Raw genomic sequence first — 24,928 nt, forward strand, 5'->3', positions numbered from 1 at the left:
CCCGACAGTTGGTGCGGCTGCGCGAGGGTGGGTGAATGCAGCTTGTTGTCGGGATCGTGGGGTTCTGGTTTGTGGCGCTGGCCGGAGTCGACGTGCGAACCCGCCGCCTGCCGAACGGTGTGGTCCTACCCGGTGTGCTCGGTGCCATCGCAGGCACGATCATCGCCCCCGGCGCGGGCGCCGGCCTGCTGGTGGCCGGTGTCATCTACCTGATCGCGTTCTGGTTCGGGGGCTGCGGCGGTGGTGATGTGAAGTTGGCCGTGGTGGTCGGCGCGATGGCCGGTTCGCTCGCCACTGCAACGGTCTTGGTGTTGCTCGCGCAGATGTTGACGCTCGGACAGGTTCTGATCTGCCGTACGGGTGACGGTCGCTCACGCGGTACGGCACACGGACCGGCGCTGTGTGCGTCCGCGGCGCTCTGCTGTGGCCTCTGGTGACGGCAGGGGATCTGGTGACAGCACATGTTGATGGGCGTGGAACAATTGGGAACTGTGTTGCGCTGGAGTACTGCCGGAGAATCCCATGGTCCCGCACTGGTAGCCGTCCTGGAAGGGATGGTGGCCGGTGTCGAGGTGACCTCGTCGCAGGTTGCTGACCAATTGGCCCGCCGCCGTCTTGGTTATGGACGGGGTGCGCGGATGAAGTTCGAGGCCGACCAGGTCACCCTGGTCGGTGGTGTTCGCCACGGTTTGACGATGGGCGGACCGATCGCCATCGAGATCGGCAACACGGAGTGGCCCAAGTGGGAGACCGTGATGTCTGCCGATCCGGTCCCGGCCGAAGAACTCGAAGGCATCGCCCGGAATGCGCCGCTCACCCGGCCGCGACCCGGCCACGCCGACTACTCCGGCATGTTGAAGTACGGCTTCGACGATGCCCGTCCGGTCCTGGAACGGGCCAGCGCCCGCGAGACCGCTGCCCGCGTTGCGATCGGCACGGTCGCCCGTAACTTCCTGCGTCAGGTCCTCGGTATCGAGGTGCTGTCGCACGTGATCTCCATCGGAGCCTCCGACCCCTACATCGGTGCCGCCCCGGTCTACGCCGACCTCGAGCAGATCGACGCCAGCCCGGTTCGGGCCTACTCGACCGCGGCGCAGGCTTCGATGATCGCCGAGATCGAAGCGGCAAAACGCGATGGCGACACCCTCGGCGGTGTTGTCGAGGTGGTCGCGACGGGTGTGCCCGTTGGTCTGGGTTCGCATGTCAGTGGCGATCGTCGTCTCGATTCGCGGTTGGCCGGTGCGCTGATGGGTATCCAGGCCATCAAGGGTGTCGAGGTCGGCGACGGATTCGAGACCGCTCGCCGTCGCGGCAGCGCCGCACACGACGAGATGATCCCCGGTCCAGGTGGCGCGGTGCGGTCGACCAACCGTGCCGGTGGGCTCGAAGGCGGCATGACCAACGGTGAGTCCCTCCGGGTCCGGGCCGCGATGAAGCCGATTTCCACAGTGCCGAAGGCGCTTTCGACCATGGACATGACCACCGGTGAACAGGCCACGGCCATCCACCAGCGCTCGGACGTCTGTGCAGTTCCGGCGGCGGGTGTGGTCGCCGAGTCGATGGTGGCACTGGTCCTGGCGCAGGCGGCCCTGGAAAAGTTCGGTGGCGATTCGGCCGTCGAGACCGGGGACAACCTCGCCGGCTACCTCAAGCGTGTGGCCGCACACCTGCCTTCGTCGTGACGGGGTCGACCGGCCCGCGGGTGGTGCTCATCGGCTTCATGGGCTCGGGCAAGACCACGGTCGGACAACAGCTCGCGCGCGTCCTGGGTTGCGAGTGGAAAGACAGCGACGCCGAGATCGAGCGCCGAAGCGGCCGGACCATCCCGGAGATCTTCACCGACGGTGAAGAGGCATTCCGTGAATACGAACGCGAGATCGTCGCCGATCTGCTGCGCACCCACACCGGTGTGCTGTCGCTGGGCGGCGGCGCCATCCTGACGGCGGCCACCCGCGAGCTACTCACCGGACACCCGGTTGTCTACCTCAGAGTCGATGCCGAGCAAGGTTTTTCGCGGGTTGCGAACTCCAGTCGGCCGCTCCTGAAAGTGGACAACCCCAAGCAGGCGTATCGAGACCTGCTGGCACAACGAGATTCGATCTACCAGGGCGCCGCCACGATCGTGGTGGATGCGCACCCGCATCAGCGTGTGGTCGCCGACGAGATCATCACCCAACTGACCGAGCAGGAGGCCACCAAGTGACCGAGCAAGCCGCACCCATCCGCGTACCGGTGAACAGTGAGAGTCCCTACGAGGTCATCATCGGCCGCGGGCTGCTGACCGAACTGGTCGAGTCCGTCGCCGGCGCCGATTCGGTGGCCATCCTGTACCAGCCATCTCTCGCCGAGACCGCCGAGGTCATCCGGAAGACGCTGGACGAGAACAACTTCAATGCGCACCGGATCGAGATCCCCGATGCCGAGGCAGGCAAAGAATTGTCGGTTGCCTCGTTCTGCTGGGAGGTCTTCGGCCGGATCGGCATGAAGCGCAACGACGTGGTGATCTCACTCGGTGGTGGAGCGGCCACCGATCTGTCCGGATTCGTCGCTGCCACCTGGATGCGCGGAATCCCGGTCGTCCACGTCCCGACCACTCTGCTGGCGATGGTCGACGCCGCGGTGGGCGGCAAGACCGGCATCAACACCGAGGCAGGCAAGAACCTCGTCGGGTCGTTCCACGAACCGCGGGCCGTACTCATCGACATCGCGACACTGGAAACCGTTCCGCGCAACGAGATCATCGCCGGCATGGCCGAGGTCATCAAGACCGGTTTCATCGCCGATCCGGTGATTCTGGACCTGATCGAAGCCGATCCGCAGGCCGCGCTCGACCCGACCGGCCCGATCCTGCCGGAACTGATCGAGCGGTCCGTGCGGGTCAAGGCCGAAGTGGTTGCGGCCGATCTGCGGGAATCGTCGCTGCGCGAGATCCTCAACTACGGACACACCCTCGGCCACGCCATCGAGCGGCGCGAAAAGTACAAGTGGCGCCACGGTGCTGCGGTATCGGTTGGGCTGGTCTACGCCGCCGAACTCGGCAGACTCGCCGGACGCCTCGACGATGCCACCGCCGACCGGCACCGCAGCGTGCTCGAGAGTGTCGGACTGCCGGTCGGATACGACGCCGACGCCTTCCCCGATCTCCTCAAGGGCATGGCGGGTGACAAGAAGAACCGTTCGGGCATGCTGCGATTCGTCGTCCTCGACGGCCTGACCAAGCCGGGACGTCTGGAAGCTCCCGATCCGGCTCTGCTCGCGGCGGCGTACTCCACCGTCGCCAAGGACGAACCGACCAACGGTGCGGTCCTGCTCTAGCCCCCACCCGCAAACGCTCCGGATATACGAGGACGCTCCACATATTTGTGGAGCGTCCTCGTATATCCGGAGCGTTTGGGGTCAGGCGTAGGCGTTCTGGTCGTGCGCCTTGGCCTCGTTCTTGCGGTGCTGGCGGCGGGTGAGGAACCGGCCGACCGCAGCGCCGACGAGGGCGGGGACGAACACCAGCAGAGTCGTGAACGAGCCGCCGGCAAAGATCTCGATGGCCAGCGAGTTCTCGCCGATCCCGGACATCACCCAGTTGCCGAGGATCCAGCAGACAACGGCACTGATGAGTCCGGTGAGGAGTCCGGCCTTGAGCCAGCGCATCGTGAGGTCGTTGTAGTCGTCGGGATCGGCATGTGCGTGACCGTCGATCAGACCGTCTATGCCACCCCAGATCAGCGCCACCAACACCACGCCGGCGATGGCGATCGTCTTCCAATAATTTGAGTCCAGGGGCCAGGCCACAATGGCCAGCCCCAGCAGGACCCGGGCACCGATGTGCACCGCCGACATCACCAAACCACGTAACAGCCACGCAACCATGTGAGCAGAGTACCGATGTGGAACGTGTTCATGTGGCAGGGGCCACAAAACGAACGCGGTGTCCGAGTTGATCGTGGAACCGCGCGCGAACCGACCACTGAACTAGCCTGGCTTTCATGACTGTTGAACGAGTGGTCACCGACCTCGGCCCAACTGCGGAATCGGCGCGTCGTGACCGGCTGCGCGCGCTGCTCAGTGGGGCAGGCGTTGACGCCCTCCTGATCACCGACCTGGTCAATGTGCGGTATCTCACCGGATTCACCGGTTCGAACGGTGGTGTGGTGATCACCGCCGCAGGCGATGATCGGATCGCCACCGACGGCCGCTACATCACGCAGGTGGCCGAACAGGCCCCCGATCTGACCGCGATCATCAACCGGGACTGCCCGCGCGCCTTGATCGAGTACCTGGTCGGCTCGGGCGCCCGGATCGGATTCGAGAAGCATGTGGTGACGGTGGCGACCCATCAGCGACTGCTGCCGCTGCTCGGTGGTTCCGAGACGCTGGTCCCGGTGACGCCGCTCGTCGAAGAGCTGCGCATCGTCAAAGACGAGTTCGAGATCGAGCAGATCCGCACCGCCTGCCAGGCGGCCGACCTGGCTCTCGCGGACATCATCACAGCAGGGGTGCTGGTGCCGGGCAACACCGAGCGCAAGGTTGCGCGCGCACTGGAATGGGCGATGTTCGAGCGGGGCGCCGACGCGGTGTCGTTCGAGACGATCGTGGCCACCGGCGCCAACTCGGCGGTACCGCATCACCGGCCGACCGACGCCGAGTTGAGCTCGGGTGACCTGCTGAAGATCGACTTCGGGGCCGTAGTCGCCGGCTACCACTCGGATATGACGCGGACCTATGTGCTCGAATCGTCCGAGTCCTGGCAGCGTGACATCTACGACATCGTCGCGACGGCGCAGAAAGCCGGTCGCGACGCGCTCGAGCCCGGTGTCGAGGCGGTGGGCGTCGACGCTGCGGCCCGGTCGATCATCGACGAGGCCGGCTTCGGTGACTATTACGTGCACGGCCTCGGCCATGGCGTCGGACTGCAGATACATGAAGCGCCGTCTATCGGCGCGTTGAGCACGGGTACACTGCCATGCGGTGCAGCGGTGACCGTGGAGCCCGGGATTTACCTGCCGGGCCGAGGTGGCGTCAGGATCGAAGACACCCTTGTGGTCCGCGACGGCGATCCCGAACTGCTCACCACCACCGACAAGACATTCACCGTCATCTGACGCGCTCCGGCGCCCAGCACAGCAGTTGCGAGTGGAACCATCCGCCCGCAGCTCGAGAGGAAGAACAAGAACGTGGCAAACACCTCGGATTTCAAAAACGGCCTCGTGCTGAACATGGAGGGTCAGCTGTGGCAGATCCTCGAGTTCCAGCACGTCAAGCCCGGCAAGGGCCCGGCGTTTGTCCGAACCAAGATCAAGAACGTGCTGTCGGGTAAGACCGTCGACAAGACGTTCAACGCCGGTGTGAAGGTCGAGACCGCAACGGTCGACCGCCGCGACATGACCTACCTCTACAACGACGGCCAGGACTTCGTCTTCATGGACGGCGACACCTTCGAGCAGCTCAACGTCAGCCCGGAGACCGTCGGTGACGGCGCGAAGTTCATGTTGGAGAACATGCGGGTCCAGGTCGCCACCCATGAGGGTGTCCCGCTGTACGTCGAGCTCCCGGTCACGGTGGAGATCGTCGTCGCACAGACCGACCCCGGCGTCCAGGGCGACCGATCGACCGGTGGCACCAAGCCGGCGACGCTCGAAACCGGCGCCGAGATCCAGGTCCCGCTGTTCATCAACACCGGGGACAAGCTGAAGGTCGACTCGCGCGACGGCAGCTACCTCGGCCGCGTCAACTCCTGACGCTGGTGAAAAAGCCCGGTACCCGACACAAGGCACGCAAGCGTGCCGTCGATCTGCTGTTCGAGGCAGAGGTCAAGAACTGCTCACCCGTCGAGCTGATCGCCCAGCGTCGTGAGCTGGCGGCCACCGACGACAGCGTCGGCAAGATCAATGACTACACCGCCCAGATCATCGAAGGTATCGCCGGTGACACCGCGCAGATCGACGCGGTGATCGCGTCGCACCTGAATGAGTGGACACTTCCGCGGCTGCCCGCGGTCGACCGCGCCATCCTGCGACTGGCCACCTGGGAGCTGTTCAACACCAACGACGTCCCCACGATGGTCGTCGTCGACGAGGCCGTCGAACTGGCCAAAGAGTTGTCCACGGATGATTCGCCGGCGTTTGTGAACGGCGTGCTCGGCCGGATCGTGCTGCTGGCACCGCAGGTGCGGGCGTCACTCGAGACACCGGAACCGCGCTCGCCGGAGGCCTGAGCCTCACCTGATAGTGTTTGCGGTGAAATTGCGATGGTGGCCGGTGCTAATGATGTCGGCCACCATTGCAGTGGCCGACATCCTTTAACGATCCGTCCCGAGAGGCGGAGAAGGAGGTCCCGATAACCGTGCCAGCTCAACAAAGCGACGGTACCGACGCGGGTCGTGAATTACTCGACGACGCCGATGTCGGTAGGACCATTGCGCGGATAGCGCATCAGATCATCGAAAAGACAGCTCTCGACAGCCCCGATTCACCACGGGTTGTCATCATCGGAATCCCGACTCGGGGCATCTTCCTCGCGCGGCGCCTGGCGGCGAACATCGCCGAGTTCGCGGGTGTTCAGGTTCCCGTCGGTTACCTCGACATCACCCTGTATCGCGACGACCTACGCGCCAAGCCGCATCGTGCTCTCGAATCCACCGCGGTTCCGGCAGGCGGTGTCGATGGCGCTCTCGTGGTGCTCGTCGACGACGTCCTGTATTCCGGACGGACCGTGCGGGCCGCCCTCGACGCCCTCCGTGATCTGGGTCGCCCGGCGGCCGTTCAGCTCGCGGTACTGGTGGATCGCGGTCACCGCGAATTGCCGCTGCGTGCGGATTATGTCGGCAAGAACATCCCGACCTCGCGGAGCGAAGACGTCCAGGTCCACATGCGTGAACACGACGGTGTCGACCGGGTCGTCCTGCGGGCAGGGGAGAGTGCATGAAGCACCTGCTGTCCGTCGATGACCTGAGCGCAGACGTGGCCACCGAGATGCTCGACGAGGCCGAACGCTTCGAGCAGGCGCTTGTCGGTCGGGAGATCCGTAAGCTCCCGACGCTGCGGGGTCGCACCATCATGACCGTCTTCTATGAGAACTCCACGCGCACAAGGGTTTCGTTCGAGGTCGCCGGCAAGTGGATGAGCGCCGACGTGATCAACGTCAGTGCGTCGAGCTCGTCGGTGAACAAGGGCGAGTCGTTGCGCGACACGGCCAAGACCCTGCGCGCCGCCGGTGCCGACGCGCTCATCGTCCGCCATCCGGCGTCCGGTGCGGCGCACCAGATCGCCCAGTGGACCTCCGAGGATGGCCCGGGTCCGTCGGTGATCAATGCCGGTGACGGCACCCACGAACACCCGACACAGGCACTGCTCGACGCCCTGACCCTGCGGCAGCGACTCGGTTCGCTGAAAGGCAGGCGGATTGCGATCGTGGGCGACATCCTGCACTCGCGGGTGGCGCGGTCCAATGCCCATCTCCTGGCCACCCTCGGTGCCCAGGTGGTGCTGGTGGCGCCGCCGACCCTGCTCCCGGTCGGTGTCGAATCCTGGCCCGTGGAGATCTCGCACAGCCTTGACGCCGAACTCGCGGCGGTGGACGCGGTGATGCTGCTGCGCGTGCAGGCCGAGCGGATGAACGGCGGATTCTTCCCGTCGGCGCGCGAGTATTCGATCCGATACGGGCTGTCCGATCGGCGGGCGGCGCTGTTGGCCGATCACGCCGTGGTGCTGCATCCCGGTCCGATGTTGCGCGGCATGGAGATCGGCTTTTCCGTCGCCGACTCATCGAAGTCGACTGTGCTGCAACAGGTTTCCAATGGAGTTCATATGCGAATGGCAGTGCTTTTCACGCTGCTGGTCGGAACCGAGAGTGAGGGTGTGGCGTGAGCGGCGACCTGCTGATCCGCAACGTACGGCCGTACGGGGGTGAGATCGTCGACATTCTCGTCCGGGCCGGTGACATCGCCGAGATCGGGGCCGACCTGACGGCCGACGCCGGCGTTGATGTGCTCGATGGTGCCGGCGCGGTCATACTGCCCGGATTCGTCGACATGCACACGCATCTGCGCGAACCCGGCCGTGAAGACACCGAGACGATCGAAACCGGTTCGGCGGCAGCCGCACTCGGTGGTTACACCGCGGTCTTCGCGATGGCGAACACCGACCCGGTCGCGGACAGCCCGGTCATCACCGACTACGTCTGGCGGCGTGGCCAGGAGGTCGGACTCGTCGACGTGCACCCGGTCGGCGCGATCACGGTGGGCCTGGAGGGCAAGCAGCTCGCCGAGATGGGCGCGATGGCCGCCGGTGCGGCCGGCGTGCGGATGTTCAGCGACGACGGCAAATGCGTCGACGACCCGCTGCTGATGCGCCGGGCCCTCGAGTACGCCAAGGGCCTCGATGTCCTGATCGCCCAGCACGCCGAAGAACCACGCCTGACCAAGGGCGCGATCGCGCACGAGGGCGCCACGGCCGCCCGTCTGGGACTGAGCGGCTGGCCACGCGCGGCCGAAGAATCGATCGTCGCCCGCGATGCGCTGCTGGCCCGAGACGCCGGGACCCGGGTCCACATCTGCCATGCGTCCACCGAGGGCACCGTCGAATTGTTGAAATGGGCGCGTGGACAGGGCATCTCGATCACCGCCGAGGTCACACCGCATCACCTGCTCCTCGACGACAGCCGGCTGGAGACATACGACGCCGTCAACAAGGTGAATCCGCCACTGCGCGAAGGCCGGGACAAGGTCGCGCTCCGAGCGGCTCTGGCCGACGGGATCATCGACTGCGTCGCCACCGACCATGCACCCCATGCGGCGCAAGAGAAATGCTGTGAGTTCGCCAACGCCCGCCCCGGCATGCTCGGACTGCAGACCGCGCTCTCGATCGTGATCGAGACGATGGTCAACCCGGGTCTGCTGGACTGGCGCGGAGTGGCCGCGGTGATGAGTGAACGTCCGGCGCAGATCACCGGTCTGCCGGACCACGGCCGTCCGATCGCCGCAGGCGAACCCGCCAACCTGGCACTGGTCGACCCGGACACCGAGTGGACCGTGCAGTCCGACGCACTGGCCAGCCTGTCGGCGAACTCACCGTTCGACGGACTCACCCTGCCCGGCACCGTGATCGCCACGGTGCTGCGGGGCGAGATAACCAACAACGGCGGCAAGGTCAGGTCGCCGAGATGACCGGCGTCGTGGTTGTCCTGATCGTGGTCCTGGCCTGGTGCGGGATCGTCGGTCTGATGATCCTGGGCTGGCGTGGGCGTGGGCGCCGCCAGGAGCAGATGCTCGGGGCGTTCCCCGAAGTGCCTGCCGACCTCGGTCCCCGCCGGCTCGGACCGCACTCAGGGCTCTATGTCGGATCGACCATCGCGCCGAGTTGGCAGGACCGCGTCGCCGTCGGCGACTACGGCGACCGCGCGACCGCCGACATCAGCCGTTACGACGGCGGAATCCTGATCGAACGACGCGGCGCCAACCCGATCTGGATCCCCGCCGACCAGATCACCGCGATCAGGACCGAACGCGGACTGGCCGGAAAAGTAATGACGGCGGACGGCGTACTGGTGATCCGATGGCTGCTGCCGTCGGGAACCGAGATCGACTCCGGCATCCGCGCGGACGACAAATCCATCTACCCGCAATGGGTCAAACCTCTCGAGCAGGACGGAAAAAAGCAGTGACACAGCCAAACCGGGCAACGCCAGCGGTGCTGGTTCTTGAGAACGGCGAGCGTTACACCGGAACCGGATACGGCGCACTGGGACAGACCCTTGGTGAAGCCGTCTTCTGTACCGCGATGACCGGGTACCAGGAGACGCTCACCGATCCCAGTTACCACCGGCAGATCGTCGTGGCGACCGCGCCGCAGATCGGCAACACCGGCTGGAACAAAGAAGACGGTGAAAGCCGGGCCGGCAGAGCCGGAGAACGCGGCGACGATTCCGGGAAGATCTGGGTGAGCGGTTACGCGGTCCGTAACCCCACCCGCCGGGTCTCGAGCTGGCGGGCCACGTCCTCGCTCGAAGACGAACTGGTCGAGCAGGGGATCGTCGGCATCGCCGGTATCGACACCCGCACCGTCGTCCGCACCCTGCGCGATCACGGATCGATGCGAGCCGGGATCTTCTCCGGTGACGCACTCGCCGGTGCCGACGAACTGCTCAAGCGTGTTGTCGACGCCCCGGAGATGAAGGGCGCGAACCTCGCAGGGGAGGTCTCGACACCCGACGGCTACGTCGTCGAGCCCGAGGGCGAGCACCGCTTCACCGTCGCGGCGATCGATCTCGGTATCAAGACCAACACCCCACGGATGTTCGCCAAGCGCGGCGTCCGGGTCCATGTGCTCCCTGCCGGTTCGAGCCCCGACGCCATCGCCGCGATCAACCCCGACGGTGTGTTCCTGTCGAACGGCCCGGGTGACCCGGCCACCGCGAATCACGCTGTCGATCTGACCCGCCACGTCCTGGGAGAAGGGATCCCGCTGTTCGGGATCTGCTTCGGCAATCAGATCCTCGGTCGAGCGCTGGGCCGCGACACCTACAAGATGAAGTTCGGTCACCGCGGCATCAACATCCCGGTCATCGACCATGCGACCGGTGCGGTGTCGATCACCGCGCAGAACCATGGGTTCGCACTCGAGGGTGAGGCAGGCGAGGAGTTCGACTCCGACTTCGGCCGGGCCCGGATCAGCCATACGTGCGCCAACGACGGAGCCGTCGAGGGCGTGGAGCTGGTCAGCGGCAAGGCGTTCTCGGTGCAGTACCACCCAGAAGCGGCGGCAGGCCCGCACGATGCCGCATACCTGTTCGACAAGTTCGTTTCCCTTCTGCAAGGAGCTAGTGCCTGATGCCCCGCCGTTCCGACCTATCGCACGTCCTGGTCATCGGTTCCGGTCCGATCGTCATCGGTCAGGCCTGTGAGTTCGATTATTCCGGCACCCAGGCCTGTCGCGTGTTGCGCGCCGAAGGTCTGCGCGTGAGTCTCGTCAACTCGAATCCGGCGACGATCATGACCGACCCGGAGTTCGCCGACGCCACCTACGTGGAGCCGATCACCGCCGACTACATCGAGAAGGTGATCGTCGCCGAGCGTGACGCCGGATATCCGATCGATGCGGTACTGGCCACGTTGGGTGGCCAGACCGCTCTCAATGCTGCTGTCGCACTGCACGACGAGGGCATCCTGGAGAAATACGACATCGAACTGATCGGTGCCGATTTCGACGCCATCCAGCGTGGTGAGGATCGTCAGAAGTTCAAGGACATCGTCGCCAAGGTCGGTGGCGAGAGCGCCCGTTCCGCGGTTTGCTACACGATGGAGCAGGTCCACGAGACCGTCGCCGATCTCGGCTATCCGGTGGTCGTCCGCCCGTCCTTCACGATGGGTGGTCTCGGTTCGGGGATGGCCTACAACGAGACCGACCTCAACCGGATCGCCGGTGGCGGACTCTCGGCATCGCCGACCGCCAACGTGCTCATCGAGGAGTCGATCCTCGGCTGGAAAGAGTACGAGCTCGAATTGATGCGCGACGGTGCCGACAACGTCGTGGTCGTCTGCTCGATCGAGAACGTCGACCCGGTGGGTGTGCACACCGGCGACTCGGTGACCGTCGCTCCGGCGATGACGCTGACGGACCGTGAGTACCAGGACATGCGTGACCTGTCGATCGCCATCATCCGTGAGGTCGGCGTCGACACCGGTGGCTGCAACATCCAGTTCGCGATGGATCCTGCGGACGGCCGTCTGGTCGTCATCGAGATGAACCCGCGGGTGTCCCGGTCGTCGGCGCTGGCGTCGAAGGCCACCGGTTTCCCGATCGCGAAGATCGCGGCGAAGCTGGCGGTTGGTTACCGGCTCGACGAGATCGTCAACGACATCACCAAGAAGACCCCGGCCTGCTTCGAGCCGACCCTCGACTACGTCGTGGTCAAGGCCCCGCGGTTCGCGTTCGAGAAGTTCCCCGGTGCCGATGACACGCTGACCACCACCATGAAGTCGGTGGGTGAGGCGATGTCGCTTGGCCGTTCGTTCGCCGAGGCGCTGGGCAAGGTCATGCGCTCGCTGGAGACCAAGGCCGCCGGGTTCTGGACCGAACCGGCGACCGACGGGCCTGCCGAGACCCTGCCGGAATTGCTTGAGCGACTGAGCGTGCCCAAGGACGGCCGTCTCTACGGGATCATGCAGGCATTCATGCTGGGCGCCACCGTCGAGCAGCTCTTCGATTCCACGAAGATCGATCCCTGGTTCCTGGCCGAGATCGAGGCCATCTACCAACTGGGACAAGACATCCGGTCGGCGGAGGTTCTCGACGAGCCGCTGCTGCGCCTGGCGAAGAGCAATGGTCTGTCCGACCGTCAGCTGGCGGCACTGCGCGACGACCTCGCCGACGAGGGTGCGGTCCGCGAACTGCGGCACTCGCTGAACGTGCGCCCGGTGTACAAGACCGTCGACACCTGCGCCGCCGAGTTCGAGGCCGCCACGCCGTACCACTACTCGACGTACGAACTCGATCCCGCAGCGAAGTCGGAGGTCGCGCCGCAAACCGAGCGGCCCAAGGTCCTGATCCTGGGATCGGGTCCCAACCGCATCGGACAGGGCATCGAGTTCGACTACTCGTGCGTCCACGCCGCGTTGACGCTGAGCGAGGTCGGCTACGAGACCGTGATGGTCAACTGCAACCCGGAAACCGTGTCGACCGACTACGACACCGCCGACCGCCTCTACTTCGAGCCGCTGACGTTTGAGGACGTGCTCGAGGTGTTCGGCGCCGAATCGGAGTCGGGCACCGTCGCAGGTGTGATCGTCCAGCTCGGTGGTCAGACACCGCTCGGGTTGGCGCATCGCCTGCAGGCCGCGGGCGTGCCGATCGTTGGCACCAGCCCCGAGGCCATCGACCTCGCGGAGGATCGCGGCGAGTTCGGCAAGGTGCTCGAGGCAGCCGGCCTGCCCGCTGCGAAGTACGGCATGGCCACCACCTTCGAGGAGGCCAAGGAGATTGCAGGCGACATCGGTTACCCGGTGCTCGTGCGCCCGTCGTACGTGCTCGGCGGCCGCGGCATGGAGATCGTCTACGACGAGGAATCCCTCGACGGATACATCTCCCGCGCCACGGAGATCAACCCCGACCATCCGGTGCTTGTCGACCGTTTCCTCGAGGACGCCATCGAGATCGATGTCGATGCCCTTTACGACGGCACCGACTGCTACATCGGCGGCGTCATGGAGCACATCGAGGAGGCCGGTATCCACTCCGGTGACTCGGCGTGTGCGCTACCGCCGATCACGCTCGGCAAGTCTGATCTCGAGAACGTCCGCCGGTCCACCGAGGCACTGGCCAAGGGCATCGGGGTGCGCGGACTGCTCAACGTCCAGTACGCCTTGAAAGACGACATCCTGTACGTCCTCGAGGCGAACCCGCGGGCGAGCCGGACGGTGCCGTTCGTGTCCAAGGCCACTGCGGTACCACTGGCCAAGGCCTGCGCCAGGCTCATGCTGGGCGCCACCATCGCCGAGATGCGCGCCGACGGGATGTTGCCTGCGACCGGTGACGGATCCGAGTTGCCCGACACGGCACCGATCGCGGTCAAAGAAGCGGTGCTGCCGTTCAACCGGTTCCGCCGCAGCGACGGCAGCGGCGTCGATTCGCTGCTGAGCCCGGAGATGAAGTCGACCGGTGAGGTGATGGGCATCGACGCCGATTTCGGCCGGGCCTTCGCCAAGTCGCAGACCGCCGCGTACGGTTCGCTGCCGCTCGAAGGGAAGATCTTCGTCTCGGTTGCCAACAAGGACAAGCGTGCGCTGGTCTTCCCGGTGAAGCGGCTTGCCGATCTCGGGTTCGAGATCCTGGCCACCGAGGGGACCGCACATGTCTTGCGGCGCAACGGGATCACCTGCACGCAGGTGTACAAGCACTCCGACGCCGACCGCCCCGAGGGTGAGGTGACCGTGGTCGACCTCATCCGCGCGGGTGAGATCGGCATGGTCATCAACACCCCGTACGGCAATTCGGGACCGCGTGTCGACGGATACGAGATCCGCAGTGCCGCGGTGTCTGTGAACATCCCTTGCATCACCACGGTCCAGGGCGCCAGCGCTGCGATCCAGGGCATCGAGGCTGCACTCGGCGGCGCGATGGGTGTGCTGTCGCTGCAGGCGCGGCACCGCTCGATGCTGGGTGGCTGAGTGAGCACCTTCGGTGCACGGTATCGGGAGGTGGTCGCGCAGCGCGGCCGCCTGTGTGCGGGCATCGACCCGCATCCCGAGCTCCTGCAACAGTGGGGGCTGCCGGTCAGCGGCGCCGGGGTCAGGGCTTTCGGCGACATCTGCGTCGAGGCCCTGGCCGGCACGGTGGCCGTGATCAAACCGCAGGTCGCCTTCTTCGAAGCTTTTGGTTCGGAGGGGTTCGCCGCACTCGAAACGGTGATCGCCGGCTGCCGGGCCTCCGGAGCGCTGGTGATCGCCGACGCCAAACGCGGCGACATCGGATCGACCATGGACGCCTACGCGCGGGCCTGGCTGGACCCGTCGTCGCCGTTGTGTGCCGACGCGGTGACCGTGTCGCCCTACCTCGGCTTCGGTTCGCTGTCGCCCGCGATCGACCTCGCCCGCGCGCAGGGACGCGGCGTGTTCGTGCTGGCCCGGACATCGAACCCGGAAGGCGCTGCGCTGCAATTGGCCGAGCGTGAGGGTCTGACCGTGGCCCAGCAGATCGTCGATGCGGCCGCCGCGGCCAACAGCGACGGCTCGGGGACGGTTGGCGTGGTGGTCGGTGCCACCCGCGAGCACGGTCTGGACCTCGCGGATCTGTGTGCACCCGTGCTTGCTCCCGGACTCGGCGCCCAGGGCGCCACCGCCGAGGATCTGCGTGTCGTCTTCGCGGGCAGCGACCTGGGCTGGATTCTGCCGTCGAGTTCTCGCGCGGTTCTGCGTTACGGCCCGGACGTGCCTGCACTGCGGGACGCGGCGCTGCGTACCGCGTCGGAGATCGAGTCCGCGCTGTCCTGATCGGCCTGATCGCGCACGGTCGCCAGATCATCCAGCGCGGCGTGATCACTCAGCGCTTTATGGAACGCATCGATGCGCGGCCAGGTCTGCGCCTTGGCGTCCGGGCCCGCGATCAGACCGAGGTGGCTCGACTCGACCGTGGTGAAGTGCACCTGCGGTGACTCGGCGAGCAGTTCGACGCCGTGCCGGGCCGCCGCCCACGGAACGATGACGTCCCGGTGGCTGCCGAACAGCTGAACCGGCACCGTGATGGTGGTCAGGTCGATCTGGCGGTCACCGAAGTTGACCACGCCTCCGGCGAGCTCGTCGTGGTAGATGAACTGCTCCCACATCTGCTCGGACAAGCGGCCCGGGTATCCCGGGAATCGGCGCTGGAATCGGTTCACCACCTCCATCCGGGCGAGCGTCTCGGTGTCCGAGAGGTTGTTCATGATGAACCAGGGCTTCTTGAGCTCACGCTGCCACGCTGTGCCGCGATAGGCGATCTGCACCAGAGGTGCAGGAATCCCCCGCAAGGCGCTCAGCGTCGCTGTGACAGGCCGCGGACCGGTCCTGCGGGTCAGCTTCCGGACCAGCGGATAGGGAGGAACGAGCCCGTAGTTCAGCGGCGTTCCGATCGCGGTGATCGACCGGACGGGCAGCGCCGCGTCGGCGGCGAGCGTCAGTAGTGCGACGGTGCCGCCCAGGCTCCATGCGACGAGGTCGATCTGTCCGCTGTGGCCATCGAAATCTGCCAGTACCCGGGCGATGGCCTGCGGGATGATGTCGTCGGTGAACCCCTCGAAGCCCAGGCCCCGGTCGGACCGATTCATCTCGCCGTAGTCGACGACGTAGGGGATACGTCCCTGACTCAGCAGGTGGCCGACGTACGAGTGGTCGGGTTCGAGGTCGTAGCAGGAAGCTGGTGCGGCCAGGGGCGGGAGCAGGAGCACGGGGATGCCGCCTCCGTCGCGGGCCCGGTCGAGGTCATCGAGGTCGCCGTAGCGACGCAGCACCCGGTGGTGCTCGGAATGCAGGGTCGTGTGTGGGTTCTGTACCTGCGCGCGGATGCCTCCGCCGATCGTCAATCGCAGGAGGTTGCGCGCTGGGGTGGGTAGTCGATCGATCACGACGTCATCTAACACGAGCGTGCCCGAGCGCTACTCATCGCAGGTCAAACCCATCTCCGACACGCGCAAGGCGCAAGAATCTGAGAAATTTTCCGCGGAGGAACTCCTGTCACAGCAGCACCGCAAGTGTGACGTACGTCATGTTCCCGAAAATTCGATGACCTGGCGTTGAAATATGTTGTAGCACAACATGATTCGTGTGGTCGAAGAATCGGAACCGCCAGTTTGGCGATCAGTGGCGGGTTCGTCTGCCGGTCTACTTTGAAAGGCTTACAACACCCGTTTTCGTGGGGGAATGCGGGGGTCGGGGTCGCAAATCCCAGCTCACGTGGGTACGGTCGCTTTCGCTGCCCTCACAAGGCAGCCGCCCCGACATCACCGGTGCCGGGGCAGAGAACACACAGACGATATCGGAGGAACCGTGGCCCTTCCCCAGTTGACGGATGAGCAGCGCGCAGCTGCCTTGGAGAAGGCAGCTGCCGCTCGCAAGGCCCGGGCGGAGCTCAAAGAGCGCCTCAAGCGTGGCGGCACCGATCTGCAGCAGGTACTCAAGGATGCCGAGAACGACGAGATCCTCGGCAAGATGAAGGTGTCTGCTCTGCTCGAGGCCCTGCCGAAGGTTGGCAAGGTCAAGGCGCAGGAGATCATGACCGAGCTCGAGATCGCCCCGACCCGCCGTCTGCGCGGGCTGGGAGATCGCCAGAAGAAGGCGCTACTGGCGAAGTTCGACTTTGCCTGATCGCTTCTTCAAGTGAGCCCAGATCTGCAACAGAGGGGCCGGCTGCTGGTTTTGGCCGGCCCCTCTGCTGTCGGCAAGTCGAGCGTTGTGCGTCGGCTCCGGGAGTTGCTCCCGGAACTCGTGTTCAGCGTCTCGGCCACCACCCGCGAACCGCGGGCCGGTGAAGTGGACGGTCGCGACTATTACTTCGTCAGTCGCGACGAGTTCGATCGGCTGATCGAGGAGGATCAACTCCTCGAATGGGCTGAGATCCATGGCGGGCTGCAACGCTCAGGAACGCCCGCCAAACCCGTATACGAGGCCATGGAGCAGGGGCGACCCACTCTGGTGGAGGTCGATCTGGCCGGAGCGCGCAACATCCGCGCCGCCGTGCCCGAGGCCGTCACCGTATTTCTGGCCCCACCCAGTTGGGATGTTCTGGTCTCGCGATTGCGCGGCCGGGGCACCGAATCCGATGAGGTGATCGAGCGTCGTCTGCAGACGGCGCGAGCCGAATTGGACAGTGCCGAGGAGTTCGATCACGTCATTGTCAACGACGAAGTCGACTCCGCAGCCAAAAGGTTGCTATCCTTGCTGGTTGATACCCGTTTGAATAAATCGTAGGAGAACTGTGAGCAGCTTGACCACCCAGGACGAGTTCATCGGTGAGGTCGACGCGACGGCGTACGACACCCCACTTGGCATCACCAACCCGCCGATCGATGAGTTGCTGGAACGGGCGTCCTCGAAGTACGCGCTGGTGATCTTCGCGGCCAAGCGTGCGCGTCAGATCAACGATTACTACAACCAGCTCGGCGACGGAATCCTCGAATACGTCGGCCCCCTGGTCGAACCGGGTCTTCAGGAGAAGCCGCTGTCGATCGCGATGCGCGAGATCCACGCAGACCTGCTCGAGCACACCGAAGGCGAGTGAGCGCGAATCCCACGATTCCGGATCTCCGGGATCGTGGGACCACGTGTATGTCGGGGATGTGGTGGCGGGAGATCACTCGCGGCGCCAACAGCGAGGATGAGGTTTCGTGACCGAAGCGGTTAGTGCACGCAAGAACATCGTTGTGGGCGTCGGCGGCGGTATCGCGGCCTACAAGGTCGGCTCCGTCATCCGCCATTTCACCGAGGCCGGTCACGGTGTGCGGGTCATCCCCACCGAATCCGCACTCAAGTTCGTCGGTGCGGCCACCTTCGAGGCGCTCAGCGGTAACCCGGTGAGCACCGAGGTGTTCGACGACGTACCCCGGGTCGCACACGTGCGCCTCGGGCAAGAAGCCGATCTGGTCATCATCGCCCCGGCCACCGCCGATCTGATGGCGCGGGCCGCGTCCGGCAGAGCAGATGACCTGTTGACCTCGACTCTGCTCACCGCGCGTTGCCCGGTGATGTTCGTCCCGGCGATGCACACAGAGATGTGGGAGCACCCGGCAACCCAGACCAACGTCCGCACCCTGCGAGCGCAGGGCGCGACCGTGATCACCCCCGCGTCGGGACGACTGACCGGCGTCGACTCCGGTGCCGGACGTCTGCCCGACCCGCAGGAGATCGCCCTGCTCGGCGAGCTCCTCCTAGAACGTTCTGACGCCCTGCCGTACGACCTGAGTGGCGTGCGCTTCCTGATCAGTGCAGGCGGTACCCGCGAACCACTCGACCCGGTCCGCTACCTCGGCAACCGCAGTTCGGGCAAGCAGGGTTATGCCCTGGCCCGCGCTGCCGCGCAACGCGGTGCGCAGGTCACGCTGGTGGCAGGCGCCACCGACGATCTCGCGACCCCGGCGGGAGTCGAGCTCGTGCGGATCAAGTCCGCCGAGCACCTGTCCGAAGAGATGGCCAAACGTGCGCCCGAAACCGATGTGGTGATCATGGCCGCCGCGGTCGCCGATTTCCGTCCGGTGTCGGTGGCGCAGTCGAAGATCAAGAAGACCGGTGACGGCCCGGCGCCGATCGAGCTGACCACCAACCCCGACATCCTGGCCGGACTGGTCGAGGCGCGTCGCGCAGGGGAGATCCCGGCGGAGGTGTCGATCGTCGGCTTTGCCGCCGAGACCGGCGACGAGCATCATGGAGTCCTGGACCACGGACGCGCCAAGTTGGCCCGCAAGGGTTGCGATCTGCTCGTCGTGAACGCGGTCGGTGACGGTAAGGCTTTCGGCATGGACCACAACACCGGTTGGGTGCTTGCCGCCGACGGCCACGAGACCGCGCTGCCGCTGGGAACCAAAACACTCATGGCGAGCCGAATACTTGACGCGGTTGTCGCCATGCGCCCTGATGATGGGGCATCGATGGTCGATGCAACCAACAAGACCAAGCCTGTGTAATTTGAGGTCCGCGGGTTTTCGCACCCACGACCCGTCCGCTCCAGGACGACCGCTGCCGAGAGGAAATCCATGACCGATTCCCGTTTGTTCACAAGCGAGTCCGTCACCGAAGGCCACCCCGACAAGATCTGTGACGCGATCAGCGACTCGATCCTGGATGCCCTGCTCACCGAGGACCCGCGTGCGCGGGTCGCGGTCGAGACCCTGGTGACCACCGGACAGGTCCATGTCGCGGGTGAGGTCAACACGACCGCCTACGCCGACATCCCGAAGATCGTCCGCGAGAAGGTCCTGGAGATCGGCTACGACTCCTCGGCCAAGGGCTTCGACGGCAACTCGTGTGGCGTCAACGTCGCGATCGGTGCGCAGTCACCCGAGATCGCCCAGGGTGTCGACAACGCTTATGAATCCCGCGTCGAGGGCATCACCGAAGACGAGATCGCCCGCCAGGGTGCAGGCGATCAGGGTCTGATGTTCGGGTACGCCACCAACGAGACCCCCGAGTACATGCCGGTCCCGATCGCGCTGGCGCATCGCCTCGCGCGTCGGTTGACCGAGGTGCGCAAGACCGGCGTGCTGCCGTACCTGCGTCCCGACGGCAAGACCCAGGTCACCATCGAATACGTCGGCGACAAGCCGGTCCGCCTCGACACCGTGGTCATCTCGACCCAGCACGCGGCGGATATCGACCTCGAGAACCTGCTGACCCCGGACATCCGCAACCAGGTCCTCGGTTCGGTCTTCGAAGAGCTGAACCTCGGGTTCCTCGACACCAGTGACGTGCGTCTGCTGGTCAACCCGACCGGCAAGTTCGTCCTCGGTGGGCCGATGGGTGACGCCGGCCTGACCGGCCGCAAGATCATCGTCGACACCTACGGCGGCATGGCCCGTCACGGTGGCGGCGCCTTCTCGGGCAAGGATCCGTCGAAGGTCGACCGCAGCGCCGCGTACGCGATGCGCTGGGTGGCCAAGAACGCCATCGCGGCCGGCCTGGCCGAACGCATCGAGGTGCAGGTCGCCTACGCCATCGGCAAGGCTGCCCCGGTGGGTCTGTTCGTCGAGACCTTCGGCACCGAAAACGTCGATCCGGCCAAGATCCAGTCGGCGATCAGCGAGGTCTTCGACCTGCGTCCGGGTGCGATCATCCGCGACCTCGACCTGTTGCGACCGATCTACGCGCCGACCGCCGCCTACGGCCACTTCGGACGCACCGACATCGATCTGCCGTGGGAACACACCGACCGCGCCGACAAGCTTCGCGCGGCGGCGGGTATCTGACGCGCGCATCTAGTCCGAGCCAGGCCCATCGCCCCCAAGAACGATCGTGAGCTAGCCCCGACGCTCCCGATCGCGCGTGTTCTGCCGTTGCTGGGTCTGGCACACCTGGACCGACCGTTCGACTATCAGGTCACCGCTGCCCAGGACGAGCAGGCCCAGCCCGGTGTCCGGGTCCGGGTCCGCTTTTCCGGGCGCCTGGTCGACGGGTATCTGCTCGAACGCATCGAGTCGAGTGACCATCCCGGTCGGCTCGGCTGGCTCGAACGAGTGACCTCGCCCGAGCAGGTCCTCACACCTGAGCTGGCAGCGCTGGCGCGGGCGGTCGCCGACCGGTACGCCGGGACGATGACCGACGTCTTGCGCCTGGCCATCCCACCCCGGCATGCCAGGACCGAACAGGCAACCGCGGCTCCGGCCGGTACGCCGGTGCCGCCGACGGTGGATCTGGCGGGCTGGGACCCGTATCGGCACGCGGACTCGTTTCTGGGCGCGGTCGCCGACGGCAAGGCCGCGCGGGCGGCCTGGCAGGCGCTGCCCGGCGAGGACTGGCCGGCCCGGCTGGCCGAGGTCGCCTGCCACACCATGATCAGCGGGCGCAGCACCATCATCGTGGTGCCCGACCAGCGTGACCTGAATCGACTCGAGACGGCCTGCGCCGACCTGATCGGTGATCGCGTGGTCTCCCTGTCGGCGGGTCTGGGTCCATCAGCGCGGTATCGACGCTGGTTGCGCGCGCTGCGCGGCCAGGCATCGGTGGTGATCGGTACCCGGAGCGCGGCGTTTGCGCCGATTCCGAATCTGGGTTTGATCGTGGTCTGGGATGACGGCGACGACAGCCTGTGCGAACCCCGTGCGCCCTATCCGCACACCCGTGAGGTCGCGGTCCTGCGCTCGCATTCGGAGACCTGTGGGCTGATCTTGGCGGGCTCGGCCCGAACAACGGAAACCCAGGCGCTGGTTGCGGCCGGCTGGGCCCACGACCTCACCGCTCCGCGGGCGGTCATCCGCGAACGGACGCCGCGGATCAAAGCGCTCTCCGACGAGGACAACCGGGTGGCCCGCGACCCGCTGGCCCGCTCGGCCCGCATCCCGGCGCTTGCCTTCGACGCCGCCCGAGCCGCTGTTGCGGCCGACACCGCGGTGCTGTTCAGCGTGCCCCGCCGCGGCTACCTGCCGTCGCTGGCGTGCGAACGCTGCCGTTCACACGTGCGTTGCCGTCGCTGTCACGGACCGATGCAGGCCGACGGTCCCACCGACGCGAACAGTTCGCGCCTTGGCATGCTCAGTTGTCGGTGGTGTGGGCATCCCGAGGCCGACTTCCGTTGCGCCGAATGTGGTTTCACCAAGGTTCGGGCGCTGACCACGGGGGCGAGTCGGACCGCTGAGGAGCTGGGACGGGCGTTCCCCGGAGTGCCGATCCTCACTTCCGGCGGTGACAAACTCGTCGAACACGTCGAGCACGGTGCCCGCGTGGTGGTCTCGACGCCGGGTGCCGAACCGGTAGCGGCAGGCGGCTACGGCGCGGTCATCCTGCTCGACACCTGGGCCCAACTCGACCGCACCGAACTACGGGCAGGCGAAGAAGCGGTCCGGCGGTGGCTGTCGGCAGCAATGCTGGTGCGGCCACATGGTCAGGGCGGCACGGTTGTGGTGGTCGCCGATGCCGGGCTCGCCCCGGTACAGGCGGTGATCCGGTGGGATCCCGTCGGATATGCGCAAACCGAACTCGACCAGCGCACCGAACTCGCCTTCCCGCCTGCGGTGACCATGGCGTCGATCGACGGAGCCGGGCCTGCCGTCATCGCCTTTGCCGAAAAGGTGACACTGCCCGAGGGTGGGGAAGTGCTCGGCCCCGTCGAACTGCCTGCCGGGGTTCGGCTGCCGTCCGGTCTGGATCGGGCAGAGGTACCCGACCCGCAACGAATACTGTTGCGCTGCAAACGTTCGGACGGACGTGCCCTGGCCGCAGCATTGCGGGTGGCGTTGATCGGACGGATCGCCCAGCACGAAACATCCCCGATCCGCGTGCAGATGGATCCACCGACCATCGGCTGAGCACAAGCCGCCCTCTAAGCTTGTTCGGATGGCCGTCTCGATCTTCGGCGGCCGTCTCGACAATGGAGGTTGTACATGCGGGTGGTGTTTGCGGGCACACCTGAGCCCGCGGTCGGATCGTTGCAGGCACTGCTCGATTCCGATCGCCATGAGGTGGTCGGTGTCATCAGTCGTCCCGACGCCGCGGCCGGGCGCGGACGTAAGGTTTCGCGTTCACCCGTCGCGCAACTCGCCGACGACAACAACGTTCCGGTCATCACACCCCGACGGCTCGCCGACCCCGAGGCGGTTGAGCAATTGCGCGCCTGGGCACCGGAATGCATCCCGGTGGTCGCCTATGGGGGACTGGTTCCGGCCGAACTGCTCGACCTGCCCGAGCACGGCTGGGTCAACCTGCACTTCTCGCTCCTCCCGTCGTGGCGTGGCGCCGCACCGGTCCAGGCCGCGATCGCCGCGGGGGACGAGGTGACCGGTGCCACGACGTTCCGGATCGAGGCGGGTCTGGACACCGGCCCGGTATTCGGTGTGGTCACCGAGCGGATCCGGCCCACCGACACCGCCGGTGATCTGCTCGGGCGATTGTCGGAGACCGGCGCCGGATTGCTGGTTTCAACCATCGACGGGCTCGAGGACGGCGCCCTGATCGCCGTGCCGCAGCCGACCGACGGCATCAGCACCGCGCCCAAGATCACCATCGACGACGCCCGGATCCGTTGGGATCTCCCGGCCCATCTCGTCGACCGTCACATTCGCGCGATGACACCGGCGCCGGGTCCGTGGACGAACCTCGGAGACCTGCGCGTCAAGATAGCGAAGGCGTCGATCGTGTCGGACGTCGACGAGCGACCGGCACCCGGTGAATTGCATGTCACCAAAAAAGCACTCATGGTCGGCACCCAAACCGATCCCATCCGCCTCGATGTGGTTCAACCACAAGGCAAAAAGGCCATGGCCGGTGCTGATTGGGCACGCGGAGCCAGGCTGACCGACGGACAGGCATTGTCATGAACCAGCCCACTGGGAAGCCCGGCACCGACAACCAGGCCGGCACCCAACGCGAATCCACACCGATCGATCCGGCCCGCATCGCCGCCGCCGACGTGCTGAAAGCCGTCCGCGAACGGGACGCGTACGCCAACCTGATCTTGCCGAAGATGTTGCGCGAGCGGAAGATCACCGGCCGCGATGCGGCGCTGGCAACCGAGCTCACCTACGGCACGTGCCGCGCGGCGGGCATGCTGGACGCGATCATCGCGTACGTCGCCAAGCGCCCGGTCGCCGACATCGACGGTCCCGTACTCGACGTCCTGCGCCTGGGTACCTACCAGCTCCTGCGGACCCGGATCGGTGCGCACGCAGCGGTGTCGACGTCGGTGGATCTGGTGCGATCGCGCGTCGGACACGGACCGGTCGGCTTCGTCAACGCGATCCTGCGCAAGGTTTCTCAGCGTGACGAAGACCTCTGGGTGCAGGAACTCGCGCCGCCCATCACCGAGGATCTGATCGGGCACTTGGCATTCCAGTACGCCCACCCCAAGTGGATCGCCGAGGTCTTCAATGACGCACTGGGCGGTTCGGCCGGAGCGCTGCAGGCGGCCTTGGCCGCCGACGACGAACGGCCACTGACACATCTGGTGGCCCGCCCCGGGTTGCTGACCGCAGAAGAACTCGCGTTGATCACCGGCGGCGAGGTCGGGCGCTACTCGCCGTACTGCGTCTATCTCGACGGTGGCGATCCCGGTGACCTCGACCCGATCCGTGAGGGCATGGCAGGCGTTCAGGACGAAGGCAGCCAGCTCGTCGCCCGGTCACTGGCGCAGGCGCCCCTTGTCGGCGACGACAACGGCCGTTGGCTCGACCTCTGCGCCGGGCCGGGAGGCAAGGCCGCACTGCTCGGTGCACTCGCCGAGATCGAGGGTGCCCGCGTGGACGCCATCGAAAAGGCCCCGCACCGAGCCGAATTGATCCGCAAGGCCACGCGCGATCTGCCGGTCGATGTGAAGGTCGCCGATGGCCGCGACCCGGGTCTGGAACCCGGATACGACCGGATCCTCGTCGACGCGCCGTGTTCGGGTCTGGGTGCGCTACGGCGCCGTCCCGAGGCCCGTTGGCGGCGGACCCCGGCTGATGTCGCCGAACTCGTTGTGTTGCAACAAGAATTACTCGAATCCGCAGTGAACCTACTGCGCCCGGGCGGCGTGGTCGTCTACGCCACCTGTTCGCCGCACCCGGCGGAGACGACGCAGGTTGTCGACCGCGCGGTCGCCGAACTCCCCATCACCGCCATCGACACCCGCGAACTGGTGCCGATCGAGGGTGTCGGTCCCGGCCCGTACGTCCAGCTGTGGCCGCATCTCTACGGCACCGACGCGATGTTCTTCGCGGCTCTCCGCAAGGACTGACCACAAACGCTCCGGTTATACGAAGACGCTCCGCGTACATGCGGAGCGTCTTCGTA

General features: G+C 66.1%; 24 protein-coding genes. 22 read left to right on the forward strand and 2 right to left on the reverse strand.

Annotated features, from left to right (window positions below; translation table 11 throughout):
* Positions 1-35 precede the first annotated feature (35 nt).
* From AC1TQG_RS18605 to aroB, 4 genes are read left to right on the forward strand one after another with little or no spacing between them, the layout of a single operon-like run.
* Positions 36-437: a prepilin peptidase gene (locus tag AC1TQG_RS18605; RefSeq protein WP_482139321.1), complete on the forward strand. Its 402-nt coding sequence runs from the start codon at positions 36-38 to the stop codon at positions 435-437.
* A 36-nt stretch (positions 438-473) separates the two neighbouring features.
* The gene (gene aroC / locus AC1TQG_RS18610) at positions 474-1,682 is read left to right on the forward strand and encodes a chorismate synthase (RefSeq protein WP_482139322.1); all 1,209 of its coding nucleotides are present in this window, start codon (positions 474-476) and stop codon (positions 1,680-1,682) included.
* On the forward strand, positions 1,679-2,203 hold the full coding sequence (locus AC1TQG_RS18615; RefSeq protein WP_482139323.1) for a shikimate kinase: 525 nt from the start codon (positions 1,679-1,681) through the stop codon (positions 2,201-2,203). The genes aroC and AC1TQG_RS18615 overlap by 4 nt, the downstream gene beginning before the upstream one ends.
* Complete coding sequence (gene aroB / locus AC1TQG_RS18620; protein ID WP_482139324.1) at positions 2,200-3,315, forward strand: 3-dehydroquinate synthase; 1,116 nt, start codon at positions 2,200-2,202, stop codon at positions 3,313-3,315. Before AC1TQG_RS18615 ends, aroB begins: the two co-directional genes overlap by 4 nt.
* 81 nt (positions 3,316-3,396) lie before the next feature.
* Here the strand turns inward: aroB and AC1TQG_RS18625 are convergent, their stop codons facing one another.
* Positions 3,397-3,864: a B-4DMT family transporter gene (locus AC1TQG_RS18625; RefSeq protein WP_482139325.1), complete on the reverse strand. Its 468-nt coding sequence runs from the start codon at positions 3,862-3,864 to the stop codon at positions 3,397-3,399.
* Between the two features lie 116 nt (positions 3,865-3,980).
* Between AC1TQG_RS18625 and AC1TQG_RS18630 the strand changes: the two genes are divergently transcribed.
* The 10 genes from AC1TQG_RS18630 to pyrF all read left to right on the forward strand — a co-directional run bounded on the left by AC1TQG_RS18630 (position 3,981) and on the right by pyrF (position 14,977).
* The gene (locus tag AC1TQG_RS18630) at positions 3,981-5,096 is read left to right on the forward strand and encodes a M24 family metallopeptidase (RefSeq protein ID WP_482139326.1); all 1,116 of its coding nucleotides are present in this window, start codon (positions 3,981-3,983) and stop codon (positions 5,094-5,096) included.
* Positions 5,097-5,168: 72 nt separating this feature from the next.
* On the forward strand, positions 5,169-5,732 hold the full coding sequence (efp, locus tag AC1TQG_RS18635; protein ID WP_482139327.1) for an elongation factor P: 564 nt from the start codon (positions 5,169-5,171) through the stop codon (positions 5,730-5,732).
* Between the two features lie 5 nt (positions 5,733-5,737).
* Positions 5,738-6,208 (forward strand): transcription antitermination factor NusB, encoded by a 471-nt coding sequence (nusB, locus tag AC1TQG_RS18640; protein WP_482139328.1) that lies wholly within the window; start codon positions 5,738-5,740, stop codon positions 6,206-6,208.
* 128 nt (positions 6,209-6,336) lie between these two features.
* Positions 6,337-6,918 carry a bifunctional pyr operon transcriptional regulator/uracil phosphoribosyltransferase PyrR gene (gene pyrR / locus AC1TQG_RS18645; RefSeq protein ID WP_482139329.1) on the forward strand — a complete coding sequence of 194 codons (582 nt, stop codon included), beginning with the start codon at positions 6,337-6,339 and terminating at the stop codon, positions 6,916-6,918.
* Positions 6,915-7,859: an aspartate carbamoyltransferase catalytic subunit gene (locus AC1TQG_RS18650; RefSeq protein ID WP_482139330.1), complete on the forward strand. Its 945-nt coding sequence runs from the start codon at positions 6,915-6,917 to the stop codon at positions 7,857-7,859. The genes pyrR and AC1TQG_RS18650 overlap by 4 nt, the downstream gene beginning before the upstream one ends.
* Entirely contained in the window at positions 7,856-9,157 is a 1,302-nt protein-coding gene (locus tag AC1TQG_RS18655; RefSeq protein WP_482139331.1) for a dihydroorotase, read from the forward strand. Before AC1TQG_RS18650 ends, AC1TQG_RS18655 begins: the two co-directional genes overlap by 4 nt.
* Positions 9,154-9,654, forward strand: a complete 501-nt coding sequence (locus AC1TQG_RS18660; protein WP_482139332.1) for a PH-like domain-containing protein — start codon at positions 9,154-9,156, stop codon at positions 9,652-9,654. The genes AC1TQG_RS18655 and AC1TQG_RS18660 overlap by 4 nt, the downstream gene beginning before the upstream one ends.
* Complete coding sequence (carA, locus tag AC1TQG_RS18665) at positions 9,651-10,820, forward strand: glutamine-hydrolyzing carbamoyl-phosphate synthase small subunit (protein WP_482139333.1); 1,170 nt, start codon at positions 9,651-9,653, stop codon at positions 10,818-10,820. The genes AC1TQG_RS18660 and carA overlap by 4 nt, the downstream gene beginning before the upstream one ends.
* A complete protein-coding gene (gene carB, locus AC1TQG_RS18670) occupies positions 10,820-14,155 on the forward strand; it encodes a carbamoyl-phosphate synthase large subunit (RefSeq protein ID WP_482139334.1) in 3,336 nt (1,111 codons plus the stop codon). The genes carA and carB overlap by 1 nt, the downstream gene beginning before the upstream one ends.
* Positions 14,156-14,977 (forward strand): orotidine-5'-phosphate decarboxylase, encoded by an 822-nt coding sequence (pyrF, locus tag AC1TQG_RS18675; RefSeq protein ID WP_482139335.1) that lies wholly within the window; start codon positions 14,156-14,158, stop codon positions 14,975-14,977.
* Here the strand turns inward: pyrF and AC1TQG_RS18680 are convergent.
* Positions 14,902-16,086, reverse strand: coding sequence for an alpha/beta fold hydrolase (locus AC1TQG_RS18680; RefSeq protein ID WP_482139336.1), 1,185 nt, complete (start codon positions 16,084-16,086; stop codon positions 14,902-14,904). The two genes, pyrF and AC1TQG_RS18680, sit on opposite strands and share 76 nt — an antisense overlap.
* A gap of 421 nt (positions 16,087-16,507) precedes the next feature.
* Between AC1TQG_RS18680 and mihF the strand changes: the two genes are divergently transcribed.
* From mihF to AC1TQG_RS18720, 8 genes are all read left to right on the forward strand, one after another.
* Complete coding sequence (gene mihF / locus AC1TQG_RS18685) at positions 16,508-16,825, forward strand: integration host factor, actinobacterial type (protein ID WP_028463499.1); 318 nt, start codon at positions 16,508-16,510, stop codon at positions 16,823-16,825.
* A 12-nt stretch (positions 16,826-16,837) separates the two neighbouring features.
* A complete protein-coding gene (gene gmk, locus AC1TQG_RS18690) occupies positions 16,838-17,428 on the forward strand; it encodes a guanylate kinase (protein WP_482139337.1) in 591 nt (196 codons plus the stop codon).
* Between the two features lie 7 nt (positions 17,429-17,435).
* Positions 17,436-17,738, forward strand: coding sequence for a DNA-directed RNA polymerase subunit omega (gene rpoZ, locus AC1TQG_RS18695; RefSeq protein WP_482139338.1), 303 nt, complete (start codon positions 17,436-17,438; stop codon positions 17,736-17,738).
* 106 nt (positions 17,739-17,844) lie between these two features.
* Positions 17,845-19,137 carry a bifunctional phosphopantothenoylcysteine decarboxylase/phosphopantothenate--cysteine ligase CoaBC gene (gene coaBC, locus AC1TQG_RS18700; protein ID WP_482139339.1) on the forward strand — a complete coding sequence of 431 codons (1,293 nt, stop codon included), beginning with the start codon at positions 17,845-17,847 and terminating at the stop codon, positions 19,135-19,137.
* A 69-nt stretch (positions 19,138-19,206) separates the two neighbouring features.
* On the forward strand, positions 19,207-20,415 hold the full coding sequence (gene metK / locus AC1TQG_RS18705) for a methionine adenosyltransferase (protein WP_482139340.1): 1,209 nt from the start codon (positions 19,207-19,209) through the stop codon (positions 20,413-20,415).
* Between the two features lie 81 nt (positions 20,416-20,496).
* Positions 20,497-22,470, forward strand: coding sequence for a primosomal protein N' (locus AC1TQG_RS18710; protein WP_482139901.1), 1,974 nt, complete (start codon positions 20,497-20,499; stop codon positions 22,468-22,470).
* A gap of 75 nt (positions 22,471-22,545) precedes the next feature.
* Positions 22,546-23,478: a methionyl-tRNA formyltransferase gene (gene fmt / locus AC1TQG_RS18715; RefSeq protein WP_482139341.1), complete on the forward strand. Its 933-nt coding sequence runs from the start codon at positions 22,546-22,548 to the stop codon at positions 23,476-23,478.
* On the forward strand, positions 23,475-24,872 hold the full coding sequence (locus tag AC1TQG_RS18720) for an RsmB/NOP family class I SAM-dependent RNA methyltransferase (protein ID WP_482139342.1): 1,398 nt from the start codon (positions 23,475-23,477) through the stop codon (positions 24,870-24,872). Before fmt ends, AC1TQG_RS18720 begins: the two co-directional genes overlap by 4 nt.
* Positions 24,873-24,928 lie beyond the last annotated feature (56 nt).

This window comes from Williamsia sp. Y844, assembly GCF_056786475.1.